Raw genomic sequence first — 16,394 nt, 5'->3', positions numbered from 1 at the left:
AGGACGGCCGGCCCGGGGCCGGGGCCGGGCCGCGTGAGCCCGCCCGCGCCGAGGGCCGTCCCGAGGCCGGTGACTAAGCTCTGCCCATGCGGCGATTCTGGCAGCGCGGCAGGGACGAGGACCACGTGAGCGCGGGCGAGGCGGCCGCCGCCGCCGCGGCCGCCGAGCCCAGCCCGGCTCCGGTCCCCGACCCGGGCGCGGCGGCGTTCTTCGACGTCGACAACACGATGATGCGCGGCGCCTCGATCTACTACTTCGCCCGCGGCCTGGCCTCCCGCAAGCTGTTCACGATGCGCGACCTCGCCGTGTTCGCCTGGGGGCAGGCCGCGTTCCGGGTGCGCGGCGCGGAGAACTCCGGGCACATCGGCAGCGCGAAGGAGGCCGCGCTCGCGTTCGTCGCCGGGCAGAAGGTCGCCGGGATCGTCCGGCTCAGCGAGGAGATCTACGACGAGGTGATGGCCGACCGGATCTGGCACGGCACCCGCACCCTCGCGCTCCAGCACCTGGACGCGGGCCAGCAGGTCTGGCTCGTCACCGCCACCCCGGTGGAGGTGGCGCGCACGATCGCGCACCGGCTCGGGCTGACCGGCGCGCTCGGCACGGTCGCCGAGACCAGGGACGGCGTGTACACCGGGCGCCTGGTCGGCAACCTGCTGCACGGACCCGCGAAGGCGCAGGCCGTCCGCGCGCTCGCCCAGCGCGAGGGCCTGGACCTGGCGCGCTGCTCGGCCTACAGCGACTCGATCAACGACCTGCCGATGCTCACCGCCGTCGGGCACCCGCACGCCGTGAACCCCGACTCCGACCTGCGCGAGCACGCCCGGGACCACGGCTGGCCGATCCACGACTTCCGCACCGGCCGCAAGGTCACGATGGTCGCCCTGCCCGCCGCCGCCGGAGCGGGCGCCCTGGCCGGGGGCGTGGCCGCCGGGATCGCCCTGCGCAGGCACTACCGCGGCGCCTGAGACCGGTCGTCGGGACCGCCCGCCCGGGTCGCGACGTCCCATGCGAACGGCCGGCGCGCCAGGAGACGATGACCGTCCTCGCGCACGGAATTCACCAGCGCAGGCCCGTGAAGTCGATGGGCCGCGGAGACAGTTCCGCGGTACGCGCGGCCAGGTCGCGCATGCGTTCCGACATTTCCCGGGCGGGCAGCCGCTTCCGGTCGCCGTGACCGGGCAGCAGCCATTCGAAATGGAGGTCCGGAACCGTCCGCGCGAGCGAGGCGGCCAGCTCGGTGATGGAATACCAGGTGACGCTCTCGGCGACCTCGACATTCCCCGTCGTGCGGGACCAGTAGAAACTGTCGCCGCTGAAGCAGTAACGGTCGTCGGCGAGGTAGAGGACGCTGCCCTCGGTGTGACCGGGCAGCGGACGCGCGGTCACCCCCGGGGCGATCTCGACGGGCTCGGTGCCGCGCAGGACCTCGTCGGCGGTGGGCGCCGCGTCGAGGTCGCCCTCGTGGATCCACAGCCGCGCGCCGAAGCGGTCGGCGTAGCGCCGGCCATGCGCCGCGTGGTCCCGATGGGTGAGCAGGACATCACTGACCGGGCCGAACGACTCGTACCTGGCCGCGAGCGCCGGACTCCACCGAGGCGTATCGATCATCAGGTTCCCGGTGGGACGGCGCAGCAGGTAGGAGTTGGCGGCGGCGGTCCGCGCCGAGTTGTGGCCGCAGAAGTAGACGTCCTCGTCCAGTGGCAGCGGGTACGGATCCCGCGCGGGGTCCAGCCCGTCCGGCTCGCGCACGATCGCGCGGGTGTGGCAGGCGTACGCCGCGGCGTGCAGGGCCCGCTCCTCCGCCTCGGTGCGCGGCTGCCGGACGATCACCGAGACGCCGCCGATCTCCTCGACCAGTCCCGGGGCGACCTGGCGGGCGACATCGCAGTTCGTGCAGCGACCGGTCTCGACACGCCAACCGGCATCGGATGAATTGTCCTTCGGCACGTCCCCCTCCTCACATTGGCGGGCTTGCTGTCGGCATGACCTCCAATATTACACGGCCCACGATGAAGAGAAAGTGGCGAAATACCGTGCCGCGCATCTCTCGATTTGACGTGGACATTGTCTACCAAAAGAAAATTCCGGGAACGACCTCGTGCGACAGGCGGTTCCGCCGGTCAGACCGTGCACGTCAACGTCACACAAAGTTGTGGTCCTCGCCCCGCGGGAGGGCGGCTGCCCGGGTACCCCTCAGCCCTGCCCGGCCCGTCCCGGAGCATCACCTCTGACCTGGCGCTTTCACGCCGGGCGACCGCCGGGGACCTCAGTGGTGTTCGACGTCACGTGACCTCTGCGAAGGGAACCGGCCTTTGGATTCCAGCCGCCTGACTCTCGCCTCGCACGAGCCCACCGGGCCGACTCTGCCTCCGATGACACGGCCCGACGACCTGCCCGATCCCCCGGGCTCGCGGGAACCGTTCCCAGCGATGGACGAGACGACCGCGGAAAGACCGTCCCAGCACGCCGTCGAAAGGGAACGGGGCCGGGCCGGCGGTGACCCCCAGCTGGTCTTCACCAACGTGCTGCTGTCAGTGGTCAGCGCGTACGGGGTCACCGGTTCGGTGACGATGACGGTGGCCGCGGCGGCCTTCGCCCTCTTCGTCACCATCATCGTCGCCAGGCTCCGCTAGAGCGCCCGAAGAAATTCGCTCGAGGTCTTTCACGCTCGGGCTCGCCCGCGGACCTGAGTTCCGAGGGCGAGCCCGGGTTCGGTGGACAGCGGCTGATGGAGGACTGCCGGTGGTCGAGGTCAAACGATCATCCGTCGTGGACGGGGAGCATGGGGCCGGAGAACGAACGAACGGGGACGTCGAGGAGGAGTTCACCGCGTTCTTCCGGCAGCACTACCGCGGTGTCGTCGGACTGATCCTCCTGTTGGGAGGGAGCAGGGAAGAGGGCGAGGACGCCGCGCAGCACGCCTTCGCGGACGCCTACAAGAAGTGGCGGACGCTGCGCACGCCCTCCGCCTGGGTGCGGATGGCGGCCCGCAACCGCTTCTACAAGGAACGGAGCAGGGACCGCGGTCTGAAGCAGCGCGCGATCGCGCTGCACACGATGACGCGATCGGACGACGAAGCGGATCAGGATCTGACCGCGCAGTGGGTCGACCTGAACTGGATCGAGCAGATCCTCGCCGAGTTGCCGCCCGCCCAGCGCCGGATCCTGAGCTACATCTTCGAGGGCCTGTCCACGAAGCAGATCGCCGAACTGCTGGGCAAGAACGAGCCGAACGTCCGCTCCCATCTGCGCCACGCCCGCAACCGCCTCAAGGAACGCCTGGCCGTCGCCGCTCCGCACCTGACCCCGCCACCCGACCACCGCGCCCCGGATCGTCCATCACCTGCCCCCGGAAAGGAGGCGACCTCATGAAGCACCACGACCACCACGATCCCGACGACCGCGCCCAGGACGTCCCGCAGGTGAGCGAGGTCCCTCCGGCCGCCGGCCTGGAGGGGTCGGCGGGGCTGCTGCTCGGGGAGACCCTGGACCTCGTCGACCGGGCCACCGCGGACCTGACCCCCGACGACATCGAGGACCGCCTGCGGCGGATCCTCGCCGGAGGCCGGCAGGACACCGAGGCCGAGGACCGTCAGGCGCAGGACCAGGTCGAGGCCGCCAAGGACGAGGCGACCCGCATCGTCGCCGAAGCGCACCGCCGGGCCGCCGAGATCGTCGCCGCCGCCCACCGCCGAACCGCCCCCGAGAGTGACGACACCCTCCCGGACCCCGCGAGCCCCACCCCGGAAACGGGAACCGTGTTGGGCGGCCGCCCAACGGGCTTGGAGGCTCGGACGCTCGTCGTCGAGTATTCGGAGAATCCCGGCCTCCGGCTTCCTTCCCCGGCGATGGTTCTGGCCGTCACATCCTCGAGCCTGGCGACCTGGGACCTGCGCACCCCGTTGTTTGATCCGGCGGAACTCGCCGTCCCGAACGAGGACACCTGGCAGTCCAGCATTCACACCACGCGGGTCATCAGGCTTCTCAACTCTTGCTCATCGGCACAGGAATGGATTCACCTGTGGCGCAAGATCCGCGCTGCGGAAGCACAGGGCGACGCCAAGAAATGGACGCTCGTACACCCGACCGGATCCGGTGAATCCTGGCTGCTGGGGTCCCGCCGGGGATTTCTCGATCCATGCCGGACGGTGCCGGTGGTGGGGGCTCGCTCGTCGGCCCGCGATATCGGGGCGCAGAGTGCCGTGGGGGCGCGGGTCGCCGCTGATGTGCTGGTGCCCTATGAGGTTCCACTCCTGGAGCCCGGCCGGCGCGTCGATCAGGCCGTGGAAGCGATGATCGGGGAGGGCGAGCACGCGCTGCCCGTCCATGACGGGGAGGCCGTCATCGGGGTGGTCACCTTGGCCGACGCGGTCGCCGCCGCTCGTGGGCGTCCCGGCGATCCGGTCTCCACCATCCTGCGCAGGCCGACCGTCACCGGCACGGGCACGCCGATCGACACCGTCCGCGACCAGATCCTGACCGATTCGGCCGGGCTGCTGGTGGTGCTCGACGAGGCCGGGGTGATCGCCGGGTACATCACCGCGCGCACCGCGCTGGCCGGTCATGTCGGGCCCGGCGGCGACCGGCCGCCCGGCAACGGGCGGGCCGCCGACCTGTACGACCCGATGGCCCTGTTCACCCGGTGAGGGCGGCCGGGTCGTGCTCAGGGGCGGCCGACCAGGCCGGACTCGTAGGCGATGATGACGAGCTGCGCCCGGTCGCGGGCGTGGAGCTTGGCGAGGAGGCGGCCCACATAGGTCTTCACGGTGGCGAGGCTCAGGTGCAGATGACCCGCGATCTCGGCGTTGGACAGGCCCGTCCCGATGAGCGTGAGGACCTCGCGCTCCCGGCCGGTGACGCCGTCCAGGTCGCGGGTCAGCGGCCGGTCCGGCTCGGGGCGGCGGGCGAACTCCTCGATGAGGCGCCGGGTGACGGCCGGGGCCAGCAGCGCCTCGCCCGCCGCGATGACGCGGATCGCGGCGAGCAGGTCCGGGGGCGGGACGTCCTTGAGCAGGAACCCGCTCGCGCCCGCCCGCAGCGCGGAGAACACGTAGGCGTCCAGGTCGAACATGGTCAGGATCAGGACGCGGACGGCGGCGTTCGCCGCGTCCGCGCGGATGCGGCGGGTCGCCTCGATGCCGTCCAGGCGGGGCATGCGGACGTCCATGAGGATCACATCGGGGCGCAGGGCGCGGGCCAGCTCGACGGTCTCGGCGCCGTCGGCGGCCTCGCCGACGGTGGTGAGGCCCTCCGAGGAGTCGACCAGCGCGCGGAAGCTGCCGCGCAGCAGCGCCTGGTCGTCGGCGACCAGCACCCGGACGGGCCGGGTCATGCCGCGTCCCCGAACGGCAGCGTCGCGGTGACGGTGAAGCCACCGCCCTCGCGGGGCCCAGCGCTGAACCGGCCGCCGTACATCGCGACGCGCTCGCGCATGCCGACCAGCCCATGCCCGCCGCCCTGCCCGCCACCGTGCCCACCGCCCGCCGCACCGCCGGGTCCGTCGTCGGTCACCTCGATGCGGACCTCGCGGACGCCGATCTCGACCGTCGCCCGGCAGCGGGTGGGCGCGGCGTGCTTGACGACGTTCGTGACGGCCTCCTGGACGATCCGGTACACGGCGAGCTGCACCGCGTCCGGAAGCGCCGCGGCATCGCCGACGGCCAGCTCCACCCGCACACCGGCCTCGGTGGCCCGTGCGGCGAGGTCGGCGAGGCCCGCGACGCGGGGCGGGTCCAAGCCGGGCTCCTGCCTGAGGACGCCGAGGAGCCGGCGCATCTCGGTCAGCGCGTCGCGGCTGGTCGCCTCGATGACGCGGAGCGCGTCGCGGGCCTCGCCGGGACGGACCTCGGCGACGTGGTTGGCGACGCCCGCCTTGACCGCGATCAGCCCCATGCCGTGGGTGACGACGTCGTGCAGCTCGCGGGCGATGCGGAGGCGTTCCTCGACGACGATCCGCTGCTCGCGCTGACGTTCCAGCTGCGCGGCGTCCGATCTCCGGCCGCGCACCAGCACGCCCGCCGCCCACGCCCCGGCCATGACCGCGCAGGTCACCGCGATCCACACGACGGTGGCCGGGACGCTCTCGCGCGCCGCGACGATCGCCAGGGACGCGACGGCGGCGGTCGCGAACGGGATCCACGGCGGCCGTGGACGTCCCACGGCGACGATGTACAGCGCCAGCGCCGCCTCGGGGAACGCGCCCCACAGCACCCCGGCGGCGGTCGCGGCGGACGCGAGCGCCAAGGCGGCGGCGAGCGCCGGGACGGGCCGGTACCGGCGGGCGGCGACGGTGGCGCCGAGCCCCACGGCGACGAGGCAGGCAGCGGTGAAGGGGCCCGCGAAGTCGGCGCGGTCCTTCAGCATGTTGCCGGAGGCCAGCGCGTCCGCGAGCGCGAGAAAGGCCGCCGCCACCGCGTCGACCGCGACGAGGTGACCGCGGCGGAGGCGGGCCGCCGGTTCCGGATCGTCCACGAACGTACCGTATCCGCGCAGGTCACCGGGTGCATCCGACCAGCGTGGATCATCCCTGGGGAGGACCCGGCCGGTCGTCGCGGCGCGGGTCGTCCGCCACGGCATGACTCCGGCCGGGGGCCACGGTCCGATGCGCGGGCCGCCGGTCCGGGCCGATCGTGGACGTCGTGACCGGCGCCGCCCCGCCGGGCGCCGTCCCCGACACCCACCGGAGCACCGATGAACGACACGATCGCCTCGGAGTGGCTGAAACTCCGCACCGTCCGGTCCACCCGCGGCCTCCTCGCCGCGGCCGCCGCGCCGCTCGTCCCCGGCACCGCCGTCGCTATGGCGATGGTCGCAGACTGGGACAGGGCGTCCCCCGCCGACCGCGCCGCGTTCGGCGGCGCCGACCCGACCCCCGTCGTCGTGCCGTTCGCGATGTTCTGCCTCGCCGCGCTCGGCGTCCTCGCGATCACCTCCGAGTACGGCACCGGCATGATCAGCGCGAGCCTCACGGCCGTCCCCCGGCGGCGTGCCCTGCTGGCGGCGAAGGCGGTGGTGGTCGCCGCCGTCACGGTCACGGCGGGCGAGGCCGTCGCGTTCGCGTCGCTGCTCGCCGGACGGCTGGTCACCGGGGACCGGCCGGCGCCGATCGGCACCACGGTGACCGTCACCGAGGCCGCCTGCACCGGCCCGGCCATGATGGTCGCGGCCCTGGCCGGGCTGGGGCTGGGCACGCTGCTGCGCTCGACGGCGGGCGCGCTCGTCGCGGTGGCCGCGCCGCTGTTCGTCCTGCCGGGCATCGCCGCGTTCCTGCCGCCCGGCTGGTCGGAGCACGTGTCGGCGGTGCTGCCGCCGGACCTGCCCGCCGAGCTCGCGGGCTCCCCCGGCGCCACCCTGCCGCCGCCCGCCGCCGCGGCCGTCCTGATCGCCTACGCCGCGGCGGCGCTCACCGCCGCCGGATGGGCCCTCGCCCGCCGCGACCACTGATCCGTCACCCGGGCCTCCGGTTCACACCCTGTCCGGTCGTGGTCATCCGCGTGGGCGGTAACGATCAAGCACGGTATCGAGGACTCGCCGGCACTCCTCCGCGCCGGTGCTCCCGATCCGACGAGGGGTCACGATGAGATTCGGCCGGACGATCGCGGGGCTGCTGCTCTGCGGACCACTGGTGGCCGGCGTACCGGCTCCGGCGCAGGCGGCCGCCCCGCCGCCCGGGAAGACCGGCTGGAAGCCCTGCCCCGACGACGCGAAGGTCCAGTGCGGCAAGGTCTCCGTGCCCATCGACTGGTCACGTCCAAAGGGGAAACGCGTCGACTTAGCGCTGGCGCGCAGACCCGCGCTGGATCCGGCGAAACGGATCGGCTCGCTGCTCATCAATCCCGGTGGGCCAGGCGGCTCCGGGGTGGACTTCGCGCTCTACGCGAACGAGGTCTTCAGCCCCGAGATCCAGCGCCGGTTCGACATCGTCGGGTTCGACCCGCGCGGTGTCGGCCGGAGCCATTCGGTGGTGTGCCCGCCCCCCGACGCGCCGTCCAGCTACCCGGCCAACGCCGGGGCGTACAAGAAGCTCCTCTCCTACAACGCCGCACGGGCCAAGGCGTGCCGCCGCCTGACCGGCCCGCTGTTCGACCAGGTCGACACCGGCAGCGTCGTCCGGGACCTGGACGCGATCCGCGCCGCCCTCGGCGAGCGCAAAATCTCCTACTACGGGGTGTCCTACGGAACCCTCATCGGGCAGCAGTACGCCGAACGGTTCCCGGGGCGCGTGCGCGCGCTCGTCCTGGACAGCAACATGGACCACAGCCTGAGAAACGCGCGCGACTACGTGGTGACCGAGTCCGACGCGTTGGAGGGGAGCTTCAGCCAGTTCGCCGCCTGGTGCAAGACGAGCGTCGACTGCGCGGTGCGGGACCGGGGCGCCGTGCGCGTCCTGGACGAGCTGATGGCCAGGGCCGACAAGGGCAAACTCACCGATCCGGACCGCCCCAGCGTCAAGATCCCGCCGGAGCGGCTCTCGGAGCGGATCAGCGCGTACATGTACGACCCGTCGGGCTGGGTCGACCTGAGCACCGCCCTCGCCCGGCTGCGGAACGGGAAGACCGCCCGGCCGGCCGCCGCGCCGAAGGTCGAGGACCCCTACTCCGCGATCCTGTGCGCCGACTTCCGGTTCCCGGTCCGCGACTTCGCCGAGCTCCGGAGCCTGGCCGCCGCCTCCCGGCGGGCGGCCCCGCACACCCGGGTCAACCCGCTCGGCTGGACGGACGTCACCGGCTGCCGGAACTACCTGCCGAGGACCCGTAACCCGCAGCGCCCCTACCGGATCAAGGGCACGCCGCCGATCCTGATGACCAACAGCCGCCACGACGTCGCCACCCCGTACGCGTGGGCGGTGAACGCGGCCCGGCAGATCCCGGCGGCCGTCCTGCTCACCTACGACGGCACCGGCCACGGCGACTACCTCCTCAGCCGCTGCGCGACCAAGGCGATCGACGGCTATCTCCTGACGGTCCGAACGCCGCCGCGCGGCACACACTGCCCGAACGAGCCGCCCACCCTCACCCGCTCCAAGCGCCCCGGATTCCCCCTCCCCGGCCCCCGCTGACCCACAAGACCGGCCGCGCCGCCGCTCGCAGCAGGACTAACGAACAAAGCACCGGAAGACCTTTCTCCACTGCGCCGGTGACCGCAATTCGCCGGAGGGCGGGAAAGCTCAACCGACCAGACGGCCCCGTCCTCCCTCGCGGGAGGACGGGGCCGCTTCTGCTTGTCAACACCCTTGTAGGGCGATGAGGACTGGGTGTCACTGCCATTGTTGCAGTACATCCGCTGTTGCGAACCCTCGCAGGGGTGGATGAGGACCCGGCTCGCCGCCCGACCCCCCAAGGACCAGGCGTTGCGAACCCTCGCAGGGGTGATGAGGACGGCGGCCGTCCCTGTCTCCGTTCTACGGCCGGACCGGTTGCGAACCCTCGCAGAGGTGATGAGGACGGGGAGAGCCTCTCCCGCATCGCGATGGCCTACTACGGGTTGCAAACCCTCGCAGAGGTGATGAGGACCTTCCGCGCCCCTGGCCTGGGCTTCCGGACCTGGCGGTTGCAAACCCTCGCAGGGGTGATGAGGACCTGTTCGTCGTGGTGCTGGTGGCGGACCGCGGCCGACTTGTTGCGAACCCTCGTAGGGGTGATGGGGACGTGATCCACGTTGTCCCGGCCGGCGGCCGTGACGAGGTTGCGAACCCTCGTAGGGGTGATGGGGACGTGGACCCCGGAGAACCCCCCACGGCCGCCGCCTCCGTTGCGAACCCTCGTAAGGGTGATGGGGACCCCAGGGTAAAGCCGCAGGTGATCGGCGGCTCGGGGCCGGTGCCGCATGTCAATTCTTCAGCGACCCTCCGGTTGTGCAGCGTACCCCGGGGTCCCGCTGAAACAGGGAGGGGAGGGACAGGATTTCGTATCCCCGCCGTTCATCTTGCTGGGCCCGGGACCTCGGGCGCGCGCCTTCAACCCGAGGTCCCGGTGTCAGGGAGCCGCGGCCCCGGCGCCCCGCGTAGGCTCCCGGGGCCGCGGCGTCTATGGGGGGGAGTTCCCTGCCCATGGCCTCGACGGCGGACGGCGCGTCCGGGCCGAGGTGGGGGCCGCGTCCGGACGGCCCGTACCAGGCGTACGCGGCCTTCTCCCGGTCCCAGAGGACGTACAGGGCGCCCTCGCCACGACGCAGCAGGTAGAGGATGCTCGCCCCGGTGGGACGGATCGGCGCGATGTGCGGGAAGCGCCGCTCGATCAGTGCGGCCAGCTCGTCCAGGCGCTCGAAGGCGTCGCTCATGCCGCCGCCCGCCTCGCCACGTCCCGCCACGGCTCGGCCGTCCCGGCCGGGACGAACACCTCGCGGGTGGCACCGCGCGGCGTCCGGCATCGCCACCAGCCGTGGCCGAGGTCGACGAGCGTGCCGTGGATGTCGCGGGTCAGCGGGTCGACGAGGAAGAAGGCGCCGCCGACGTCCTCGACGTCAAGGCGCTTGGCCGGTGAAGCGGACGCGGGGGCTTTGCCGCCTTACCCGTCCCCCCGCGCCCGCGCTCTGGGGTGCTGCCCACCGAGTGCTCCTTCTCAGTGTCGGGGTGGTGCCGCCCGGCCGGTCGGGGCGGTGCAACAGGGATGACCGGCCGGGCGGCGGGCACGAGGCCGGCGCTACTCCGGCTCTCGTGCGGGCCGCGCGCTGCGCTCAACGCCGCAGACAAGCGGAGCGGCAGCCGCGCGGCGCCCGGGGGCGCGCCGACCATGAGACGTGGCGCGTTCGGGGACAGCGCCATCCCACGGTCGGCACGCGTCTAAGACGCCTGGAGCTTCCCGGTCAGCACGACCGCGGCGCCGACGATGTCGCCGGCCTCGGCGATCGGGTTGCCCCACGCGCCGAAGAACCACAGCCGCCCTCCGTCGTCCTCACGCGGACCGCAGGTGAGGGTGTCGGAGGGCTGCGCCGGGTCACCCTCACCGTCACCACGCGCGTTGATCACGATGAGGCTCCGGCGCTGAAGCACGGTCGTCATCCCGTGCACATGCAGGCGGGTCATCAGCGCGCCGAGCCGCGCATAGGCGTCGGGGTGCTCGGGCTCAGGCTGGGCGTCGATGTCCTGCGTCGTAGGTTTCATGGCCTTCTCCTGCGATGCACGGTGGCGTTCCGGTCACCCTTAGTGAAGCTGTGGCGGGCGACGCGCTGCCAGGGGCACGATGGGGGGTGGGGAAGGGTGAGACCAGGTGGTTCCGCACCGACGAGAGGTGCATCGCAGTGTCCACCGCCGACAAAAAGGCCATCGGCGCGCGCCTACGCGAGGCGCGCGAGGCCCCGCCCTACTGGTCGCGCGCCGAGATGGCCCGACGGCTACGCGCAGCAGCCGACCCCCGCGAACGAGACGACCTCCCGCACGTCCCCAGCCTCGAAGGCATGATCAAGCAGTGGGAGGGCGGCCGGTACACCCCAGGCCGCCGCTACCGGCCCCTCTACGCCCGCGTCACCGGCCGCACCGAGGCCGACCTGTTCGGGAACGAGGGCACATTCACCCCGACGCCCGCGAACGAACCCACAGACCAAGAGGCATCTGCGCCGCCCTCGCCGCTGATTGATCTGCTCGCCCTCGCCTGGGCGGTGGGGAGGCTCGATCAGAACGTGGACCGCCGCACTGTCGCGCATCTCGCCGCGACGTCGGCCGCGGCGCCCGCCCTCGGCCTGGCTGATCCCCTTGAGCGGATCACCGGCGCACTGGCCCGCCCGACCGGGCTCATCCGGCCGGACCTGGTCGACCATCTGGAAGCCCGCTCGATCGGCTTTCACCGGCTGGAGTTCGTCCTCCCGGCTCGGCAGATCTTCCGGGGCCTGCTCGCGCACCTCAGCGAGATCACGACCCTGCTGGAGGTCTGCCGACAGGACCCGCTTCGCAAGCGCCTCGCCCGGACCGTCGGTGACACGGCCGTCCTCGGCGCGTGGCTGGCGTGGGATCTGGGAGACGCGGCGCGCGCCGCGTCCCTTTATCGAGTGGCGAACCTGGCGGCCAAGGAAGCCGACGATCCGGCGATCAGCACGTGCGCGATCATCTACCAGAGCTTCGCCACCAGCGCCGCCGGCGCCCATGCCACGGCACGGCGCTCGCTGGAGCAGGCACGCGATCTGCTGCCCGCACGAGGTGATCAGGCCACTCGGGCATGGGTGCTCGGTCGCCAGGCCGAGGAGACGGCGATGCTCGGCGACAGGTCGGCACGGGACATGATCCAGGCCGCGTCTGATCTGCTCTCCAATGCACAGCCGTGGTCGGAGCGGCCGTGGACCAGATGCTTGGAGTCGCCCCGCCTGTCGCACATGAGGTTAACGATCGGCACCCACCTCCGCGAGGAAGCGGCCGTGTACGACGGGGTGGGCGAGCTGGCGCCATTGGCCGGCGACCCAGCCCAGAAGAAGACCGGCCGCATCCTGGCTTCGATGGGGCTGGCCCTGGTGGCGATCGGGGACGTGCGCGAGGGCATCCGCTTCGGTGAGCGTTCGGTGGAGGCCGTGCGGGTAGGGCAGGCGACCTACGCGATGGATCGGCTGTCCGAACTCGGCACGGCCCTACAGGACGCGCCCGTCGCCCAGTCCTTGCGCGACGGCATCCGGGCTACGCGCCTGGCGCTCGCGTCTCCTCGTCCATCCAGGTGAGGTAGGACGCGAGACCCGAATTGATCGGCGTCGAGATGATCTCAGCGACGCTGTAGCTGTGCAGCCGGTGGACGTGCGCTTCCAGATCGGCGTACCGGTCGGCCGGTGCCTTCATCAGGAGGAGGTACTCCTCGTCCACTCGTACCTCGCCCTTCCACCGGTACGTGCTCACGATCGGTCCGATGACCTGGGCGCACGCCGCCAGGCGCGCGTCGATGACCGACCGAGCGATCTCCAGGCCCTTCTGACGGGAGGGAATGGCGGTCTGAACCTGCACGTAGTCGCCCATGGCTCGGATTGTTCACCAACTCGCGTCCTCGCGCCCGGCGAGACTCTGACGTGGGCACTCAAGCTTCGAGGGGGCGGCTTCTCCCGGAACACGATCCTCGACCATCTCTCGCTGGCCGAGGCGTATCTGAACGCCCGCGAGCTGCGTCGGGCCGTGGAGGCGACGTCCACGGCGTTACGGCTGAGCGAGGTCGCCTCGTCGTGGCTGGTCTCAGATCGCCTTCTGACGGTCTCGGACCGCCTCCGGCCTCACGGCCGGAATCCTGACGTGGCCGATCTCATCGGCCTGATCGACAAGGAGCATCGTTGGACGACCCGCGCGTCTCGGAGTTGCTGACGCTGGGCCGGCGAATCTGGGCCGACCAGCCGTCCATGGAGTTGCCGCACGTTGCCGTTGCGGCGTGCACCGTCACCGGTGACATCGCCCGCATCAGCCGCGACGAGCTCGAAGGCGATGGGGACCGGGCGGCGCTCGGCCGGGAGCTCGGCAACCTGATCCTGTCTGGCGTGCGCTGGGCATCGGACTTGGGTTTCGATCCGGCCGAGTGCGTGGCGGCGGCGGCCGAGGCGCAGCGTCGATACGTCGAGTCGCGGGCGTCCGAGAGGCGGGACGTGGGCAAGAGTCCACCGGCCGGCCGCGACTCCGCCGGAACATCGGAGCGATGAGGCCGGACGTCGACCGCAACCTCGCCACCCGTACCTGGAGCTGATCGAGGAGGGTGCCAAGACGGTCCCGGTTCGGTCAGGGGGTCGCCTGGCCGATGGCCAGCAGGTTCCCCTCGCTGTCGCGGAAGAAGGCGCCGCGCTCGCCGCCGCCCTTGCTGGGGTAGTTGTCGGGGGCGGTCACGATGCCGTCCTCGCCGCCGAAACCGGCGATGTCGAACGACTCGAACCGCACGCCGCGCTCCCTCAGCCGGGCCACGACCCGGTCTAGGTCGTCCACCTCGAAGCCGATCTGCGTGGACTCTCCCGACGCCGCCCCCGAGGAGCGGAAGATGTGGAACTCAGTCGTCCCGCACACGTAGCGCAGGCCGCCCACGCGCTCCTCGACCGGCTCCAGGCCGAGCCGGTCGCGGTAGAACGCCCGCGCCCTGTCGAGATCCCGGGCGGGCAGCTTGGTGACCACGTGCGCGGAGTCGAGCGGCCCGGACATGGCGTACCTCCAGGTGATGGCAGAACCCTCAGAAGAAGGCGGGGCCCCTGCGTTCGAGGGTCTCATGGAGCATCCGCTGGACGTTCTCGCGGACGTGATCGGTGATGTTGAAGATCGTCATCGGGTCGTCGGCGGCGTCGGCGTCGTACTCGGCGAGGGTCATGGGCTCGCCGAAGCGGATCCGCCACTTGGACGGCAGCGGGACGAGGCCGGCCGGGCCGAGCAGCGGGAACGTCGGGGTGACGGGGAAGTAGGGGAGGCCGAGCAGGCGGGCCAGCGGCCTCAGTTCGGCGATCTTGGGGTAGATCTCCTCGGCGCCGACGATGGCGCAGGGGACGATCGGGACGCCCGCGCGCAGCGCCGTCCCGACGAAGCCGCCGCGGCCGAAGCGCTGCAGCCGGTAGCGCTCGCCGAACGGCTTGCCGACGCCCTTGAACCCCTCGGGGAACACGCCGACCAGCTCCCCCTTGCCGAGCAGCCGGGACGCGTCGGCCTGGCAGGCGAGGGTGTGCCCCGCCTTGCGGGCCAGATGGCCGAGCACCGGCACCTGGTAGACGAGGTCGGCGCCGAGCAGCCGGACGGGCCGGTGCGCGTGGTCGTGCAGGGCGACCGTCAGCATGATCCCGTCGAGCGGGAGGGTACCGGAGTGGTTGGCGACGATCAGCGCGCCGCCGGTGGCGGGGACGTTGCCGAGGCCGTCCAGGTCGACGCGGAACCAGTGCTCGTACAGGGCGCGGGCGAGCGGCAGGAGGACGGTCTCGTTGAGGTGCGGGTCGAAGCCGAACTCGTCGACCTCGTAGTCGCCCGCGAGGCGCCGCCGGAGGAAGGCCAGCCCGGCGGCGAGGCCGCGGTCGAGGCGGCCTGGGCCGTCGCCGGGCTCGTCCCCGGGGTGCCCGCCGTCGTGCCGGGCGCCGTCGAGTCGGATCACCTGGGCGTCCTCGGACGGCCGTCCCGCGCTCGGGTTCATGCCCCTCCCCGGCCGAGGGCGGTGGCGAGCCGGTCGACCAGGTGCGCGGGGGCGGCGCCGCCGTGGCCCCGGGCGGCGACGAAGCCGGCGAACGCGGCCTCGGAGTCGTGCTCGGGACGCCAGGCCAGCTCGCGGGCCAGCGCCGAGGTGTCGATGACGCGGCCGTAGGTGAGCCAGCGCAGCAGCTCGGGCGAGAAACCCGTCAGGCCCGCGAAGCGGCGCCCGAGGCCGCCGAACGCCGACAGCGACGGGACCGGCACCGACGGGCGGCCGGCGCGGCGGAGCGCCTGCGACAGCAGCAGCACGCCGTCACCGGCGACGTTGAAACAGCCGGGGTGGTCCTCCACGGTCATGCGGCGCAGCACCTCGACGCCGTCGTCCTCGTGGAGGAACTGCAGCCGCGGGTCGAAGCCGAGCACGGTCGGGACGACCGGCATGCGCAGGTACCGGGTGAGCGGTGAGTCGACGCCGGGGCCGAGAAGGTTCGCGAACCGCAGCACCGACACGATCAGGTCGGAGCGGCGCCGCAGCAGCCCGCGGACGTACCCCTCGACCTCGACGGCGTCCTTGGCGTACCCCGACGACGGCGCCTCGGCGGGCTCGTCGCGCTCGGTGAACACGGCCGGGTCCATCGGGGACGAGCCGTACACGGCGGCGGAGGAGCGCACGACGAGCCGGCGCATGACCGGCGAACGCTGGCAGGCCGCGAGCAGCTGCATCGTGCCGATGACGTTCAGCTCTTTGGCCTTGGCCCGCGCCGTCCCGGCGGTGACGAGGTCGAGGTGGACGACCGTGTCGACGCCGGCGGACGTGATGATCTCCGCGATGCCGGGCGTGCGGATGTCGACGCGGACGAACTCGGCGCGCCCGAGCGTCGTCGCGGGCGGCACCGTGTCCACGCCGATGACCCGATCGATGCCCGGGTCGGCTTGAAGGGTGTTCGCGACCCGCGCCCCCAGGAAACGGGAGACGCCCGTGACGAGGACGACACGGGCCGCGGCGGCGGGCATGGATGACACAGTGCGCCCCACCCCTAACGGCGGACGTGGCCGGCGTGCTACTTCTTGTTGCGGCGCTGGATGCGCGTCTTCTTCAGCAGCTTGCGGTGCTTCTTCTTCGCCATCCGCTTGCGGCGCTTCTTGATGACAGAGCCCACGTGACCTCGCTCGGCGTATCGGGTGATGTGCAGGGGACGGGCGTGCCGCAGGCGAGCATCACTCGAAACGCGCGCACGGTCCGTTGCCCAAGGGTACCGCTGTACCAGTGGAGGTCATGCCGCGGCGTCGCGCGCCGGGTCCGGCGCCGCGCGTCGCGCGTCGCCGACCCGCCGTCGCGCGCGGGCGGTGC

General features: G+C 72.3%; 18 protein-coding genes. 8 read left to right on the top strand and 10 right to left on the bottom strand.

From position 1 onward, the window contains the following. Positions 1–86 precede the first annotated feature (86 nt). On the top strand, positions 87–965 hold the full coding sequence (locus E1291_RS29005; protein ID WP_131741259.1) for an HAD family hydrolase: 879 nt from the start codon (positions 87–89) through the stop codon (positions 963–965). A gap of 91 nt (positions 966–1,056) precedes the next feature. On the opposite strand, the gene E1291_RS29000 is transcribed toward E1291_RS29005, so the two are convergent. Continuing rightward, the gene (locus tag E1291_RS29000) at positions 1,057–1,947 is read right to left on the bottom strand and encodes an MBL fold metallo-hydrolase (protein ID WP_131741258.1); all 891 of its coding nucleotides are present in this window, start codon (positions 1,945–1,947) and stop codon (positions 1,057–1,059) included. 425 nt (positions 1,948–2,372) lie between these two features. On the opposite strand from E1291_RS29000, the gene E1291_RS28995 reads away from it, so the two are divergent. From E1291_RS28995 to E1291_RS28985, 3 genes are all read left to right on the top strand, one after another. Then, a complete protein-coding gene (locus E1291_RS28995; protein ID WP_131741257.1) occupies positions 2,373–2,633 on the top strand; it encodes a hypothetical protein in 261 nt (86 codons plus the stop codon). A 109-nt stretch (positions 2,634–2,742) separates the two neighbouring features. Further along, complete coding sequence (locus E1291_RS28990; protein ID WP_165495326.1) at positions 2,743–3,372, top strand: RNA polymerase sigma factor; 630 nt, start codon at positions 2,743–2,745, stop codon at positions 3,370–3,372. Further along, positions 3,369–4,646 carry a CBS domain-containing protein gene (locus E1291_RS28985; RefSeq protein WP_131741255.1) on the top strand — a complete coding sequence of 426 codons (1,278 nt, stop codon included), beginning with the start codon at positions 3,369–3,371 and terminating at the stop codon, positions 4,644–4,646. Before E1291_RS28990 ends, E1291_RS28985 begins: the two co-directional genes overlap by 4 nt. Before the next feature lie 17 nt (positions 4,647–4,663). Here E1291_RS28985 and E1291_RS28980 read toward each other — a convergent pair whose 3' ends face one another. Next, positions 4,664–5,332 (bottom strand): response regulator, encoded by a 669-nt coding sequence (locus E1291_RS28980; protein WP_131741254.1) that lies wholly within the window; start codon positions 5,330–5,332, stop codon positions 4,664–4,666. Further along, the gene (locus tag E1291_RS28975; RefSeq protein WP_165495325.1) at positions 5,329–6,471 is read right to left on the bottom strand and encodes a sensor histidine kinase; all 1,143 of its coding nucleotides are present in this window, start codon (positions 6,469–6,471) and stop codon (positions 5,329–5,331) included. The genes E1291_RS28980 and E1291_RS28975 overlap by 4 nt, the downstream gene beginning before the upstream one ends. A 219-nt stretch (positions 6,472–6,690) precedes the next feature. Here E1291_RS28975 and E1291_RS28970 point away from each other — a divergent pair, with 219 nt between their 5' ends. Both E1291_RS28970 and E1291_RS28965 read left to right on the top strand, forming a co-directional pair. Next, positions 6,691–7,443, top strand: a complete 753-nt coding sequence (locus tag E1291_RS28970; RefSeq protein WP_131741252.1) for an ABC transporter permease — start codon at positions 6,691–6,693, stop codon at positions 7,441–7,443. Positions 7,444–7,576: 133 nt separating this feature from the next. Then, on the top strand, positions 7,577–9,058 hold the full coding sequence (locus E1291_RS28965; protein ID WP_131741251.1) for an alpha/beta hydrolase: 1,482 nt from the start codon (positions 7,577–7,579) through the stop codon (positions 9,056–9,058). A 770-nt stretch (positions 9,059–9,828) separates the two neighbouring features. On the opposite strand, the gene E1291_RS28960 is transcribed toward E1291_RS28965, so the two are convergent. Together E1291_RS28960 and E1291_RS28955 are read right to left on the bottom strand one after the other, a co-directional pair. Next, positions 9,829–10,278, bottom strand: a complete 450-nt coding sequence (locus E1291_RS28960; RefSeq protein WP_165495324.1) for a hypothetical protein — start codon at positions 10,276–10,278, stop codon at positions 9,829–9,831. 502 nt (positions 10,279–10,780) lie between these two features. Further along, positions 10,781–11,101 (bottom strand): hypothetical protein, encoded by a 321-nt coding sequence (locus tag E1291_RS28955; protein WP_131741249.1) that lies wholly within the window; start codon positions 11,099–11,101, stop codon positions 10,781–10,783. Positions 11,102–11,238: 137 nt separating this feature from the next. Here E1291_RS28955 and E1291_RS28950 point away from each other — a divergent pair, with 137 nt between their 5' ends. Further along, positions 11,239–12,639 carry an NsdA family TPR-like regulatory protein gene (locus tag E1291_RS28950; protein ID WP_131741248.1) on the top strand — a complete coding sequence of 467 codons (1,401 nt, stop codon included), beginning with the start codon at positions 11,239–11,241 and terminating at the stop codon, positions 12,637–12,639. Here E1291_RS28950 and cutA read toward each other — a convergent pair. Then, positions 12,599–12,928 carry a divalent-cation tolerance protein CutA gene (gene cutA / locus E1291_RS28945; protein ID WP_131741247.1) on the bottom strand — a complete coding sequence of 110 codons (330 nt, stop codon included), beginning with the start codon at positions 12,926–12,928 and terminating at the stop codon, positions 12,599–12,601. The genes E1291_RS28950 and cutA overlap by 41 nt on opposite strands. 305 nt (positions 12,929–13,233) lie before the next feature. On the opposite strand from cutA, the gene E1291_RS28940 reads away from it, so the two are divergent. Then, positions 13,234–13,593, top strand: a complete 360-nt coding sequence (locus E1291_RS28940; RefSeq protein ID WP_131741246.1) for a hypothetical protein — start codon at positions 13,234–13,236, stop codon at positions 13,591–13,593. Between the two features lie 76 nt (positions 13,594–13,669). Here E1291_RS28940 and E1291_RS28935 read toward each other — a convergent pair whose 3' ends face one another. Genes E1291_RS28935 through E1291_RS28920 form a run of 4 tightly spaced genes read right to left on the bottom strand, consistent with a single transcriptional unit; the run spans position 13,670 to position 16,203 of the window. Then, complete coding sequence (locus E1291_RS28935; protein ID WP_131741245.1) at positions 13,670–14,080, bottom strand: VOC family protein; 411 nt, start codon at positions 14,078–14,080, stop codon at positions 13,670–13,672. Between the two features lie 28 nt (positions 14,081–14,108). After that, positions 14,109–15,047 (bottom strand): lysophospholipid acyltransferase family protein, encoded by a 939-nt coding sequence (locus E1291_RS28930; RefSeq protein WP_131741244.1) that lies wholly within the window; start codon positions 15,045–15,047, stop codon positions 14,109–14,111. Next, a complete protein-coding gene (locus E1291_RS28925; protein ID WP_131741243.1) occupies positions 15,044–16,057 on the bottom strand; it encodes an NAD-dependent epimerase/dehydratase family protein in 1,014 nt (337 codons plus the stop codon). The genes E1291_RS28930 and E1291_RS28925 overlap by 4 nt, the downstream gene beginning before the upstream one ends. 47 nt (positions 16,058–16,104) lie before the next feature. Next, positions 16,105–16,203, bottom strand: coding sequence for a 30S ribosomal protein bS22 (locus E1291_RS28920; protein ID WP_018654693.1), 99 nt, complete (start codon positions 16,201–16,203; stop codon positions 16,105–16,107). Positions 16,204–16,394 lie beyond the last annotated feature (191 nt).

Origin of the sequence: Actinomadura roseirufa, from assembly GCF_900659635.1 — a bacterium.
GTDB classification, from domain to species: Bacteria; Actinomycetota; Actinomycetes; order Streptosporangiales; family Streptosporangiaceae; genus Spirillospora; species Spirillospora roseirufa.
The sequence above is the reverse complement of the archived record's forward strand: the minus strand, read 5'-3'. Positions and strand labels throughout refer to the sequence as shown.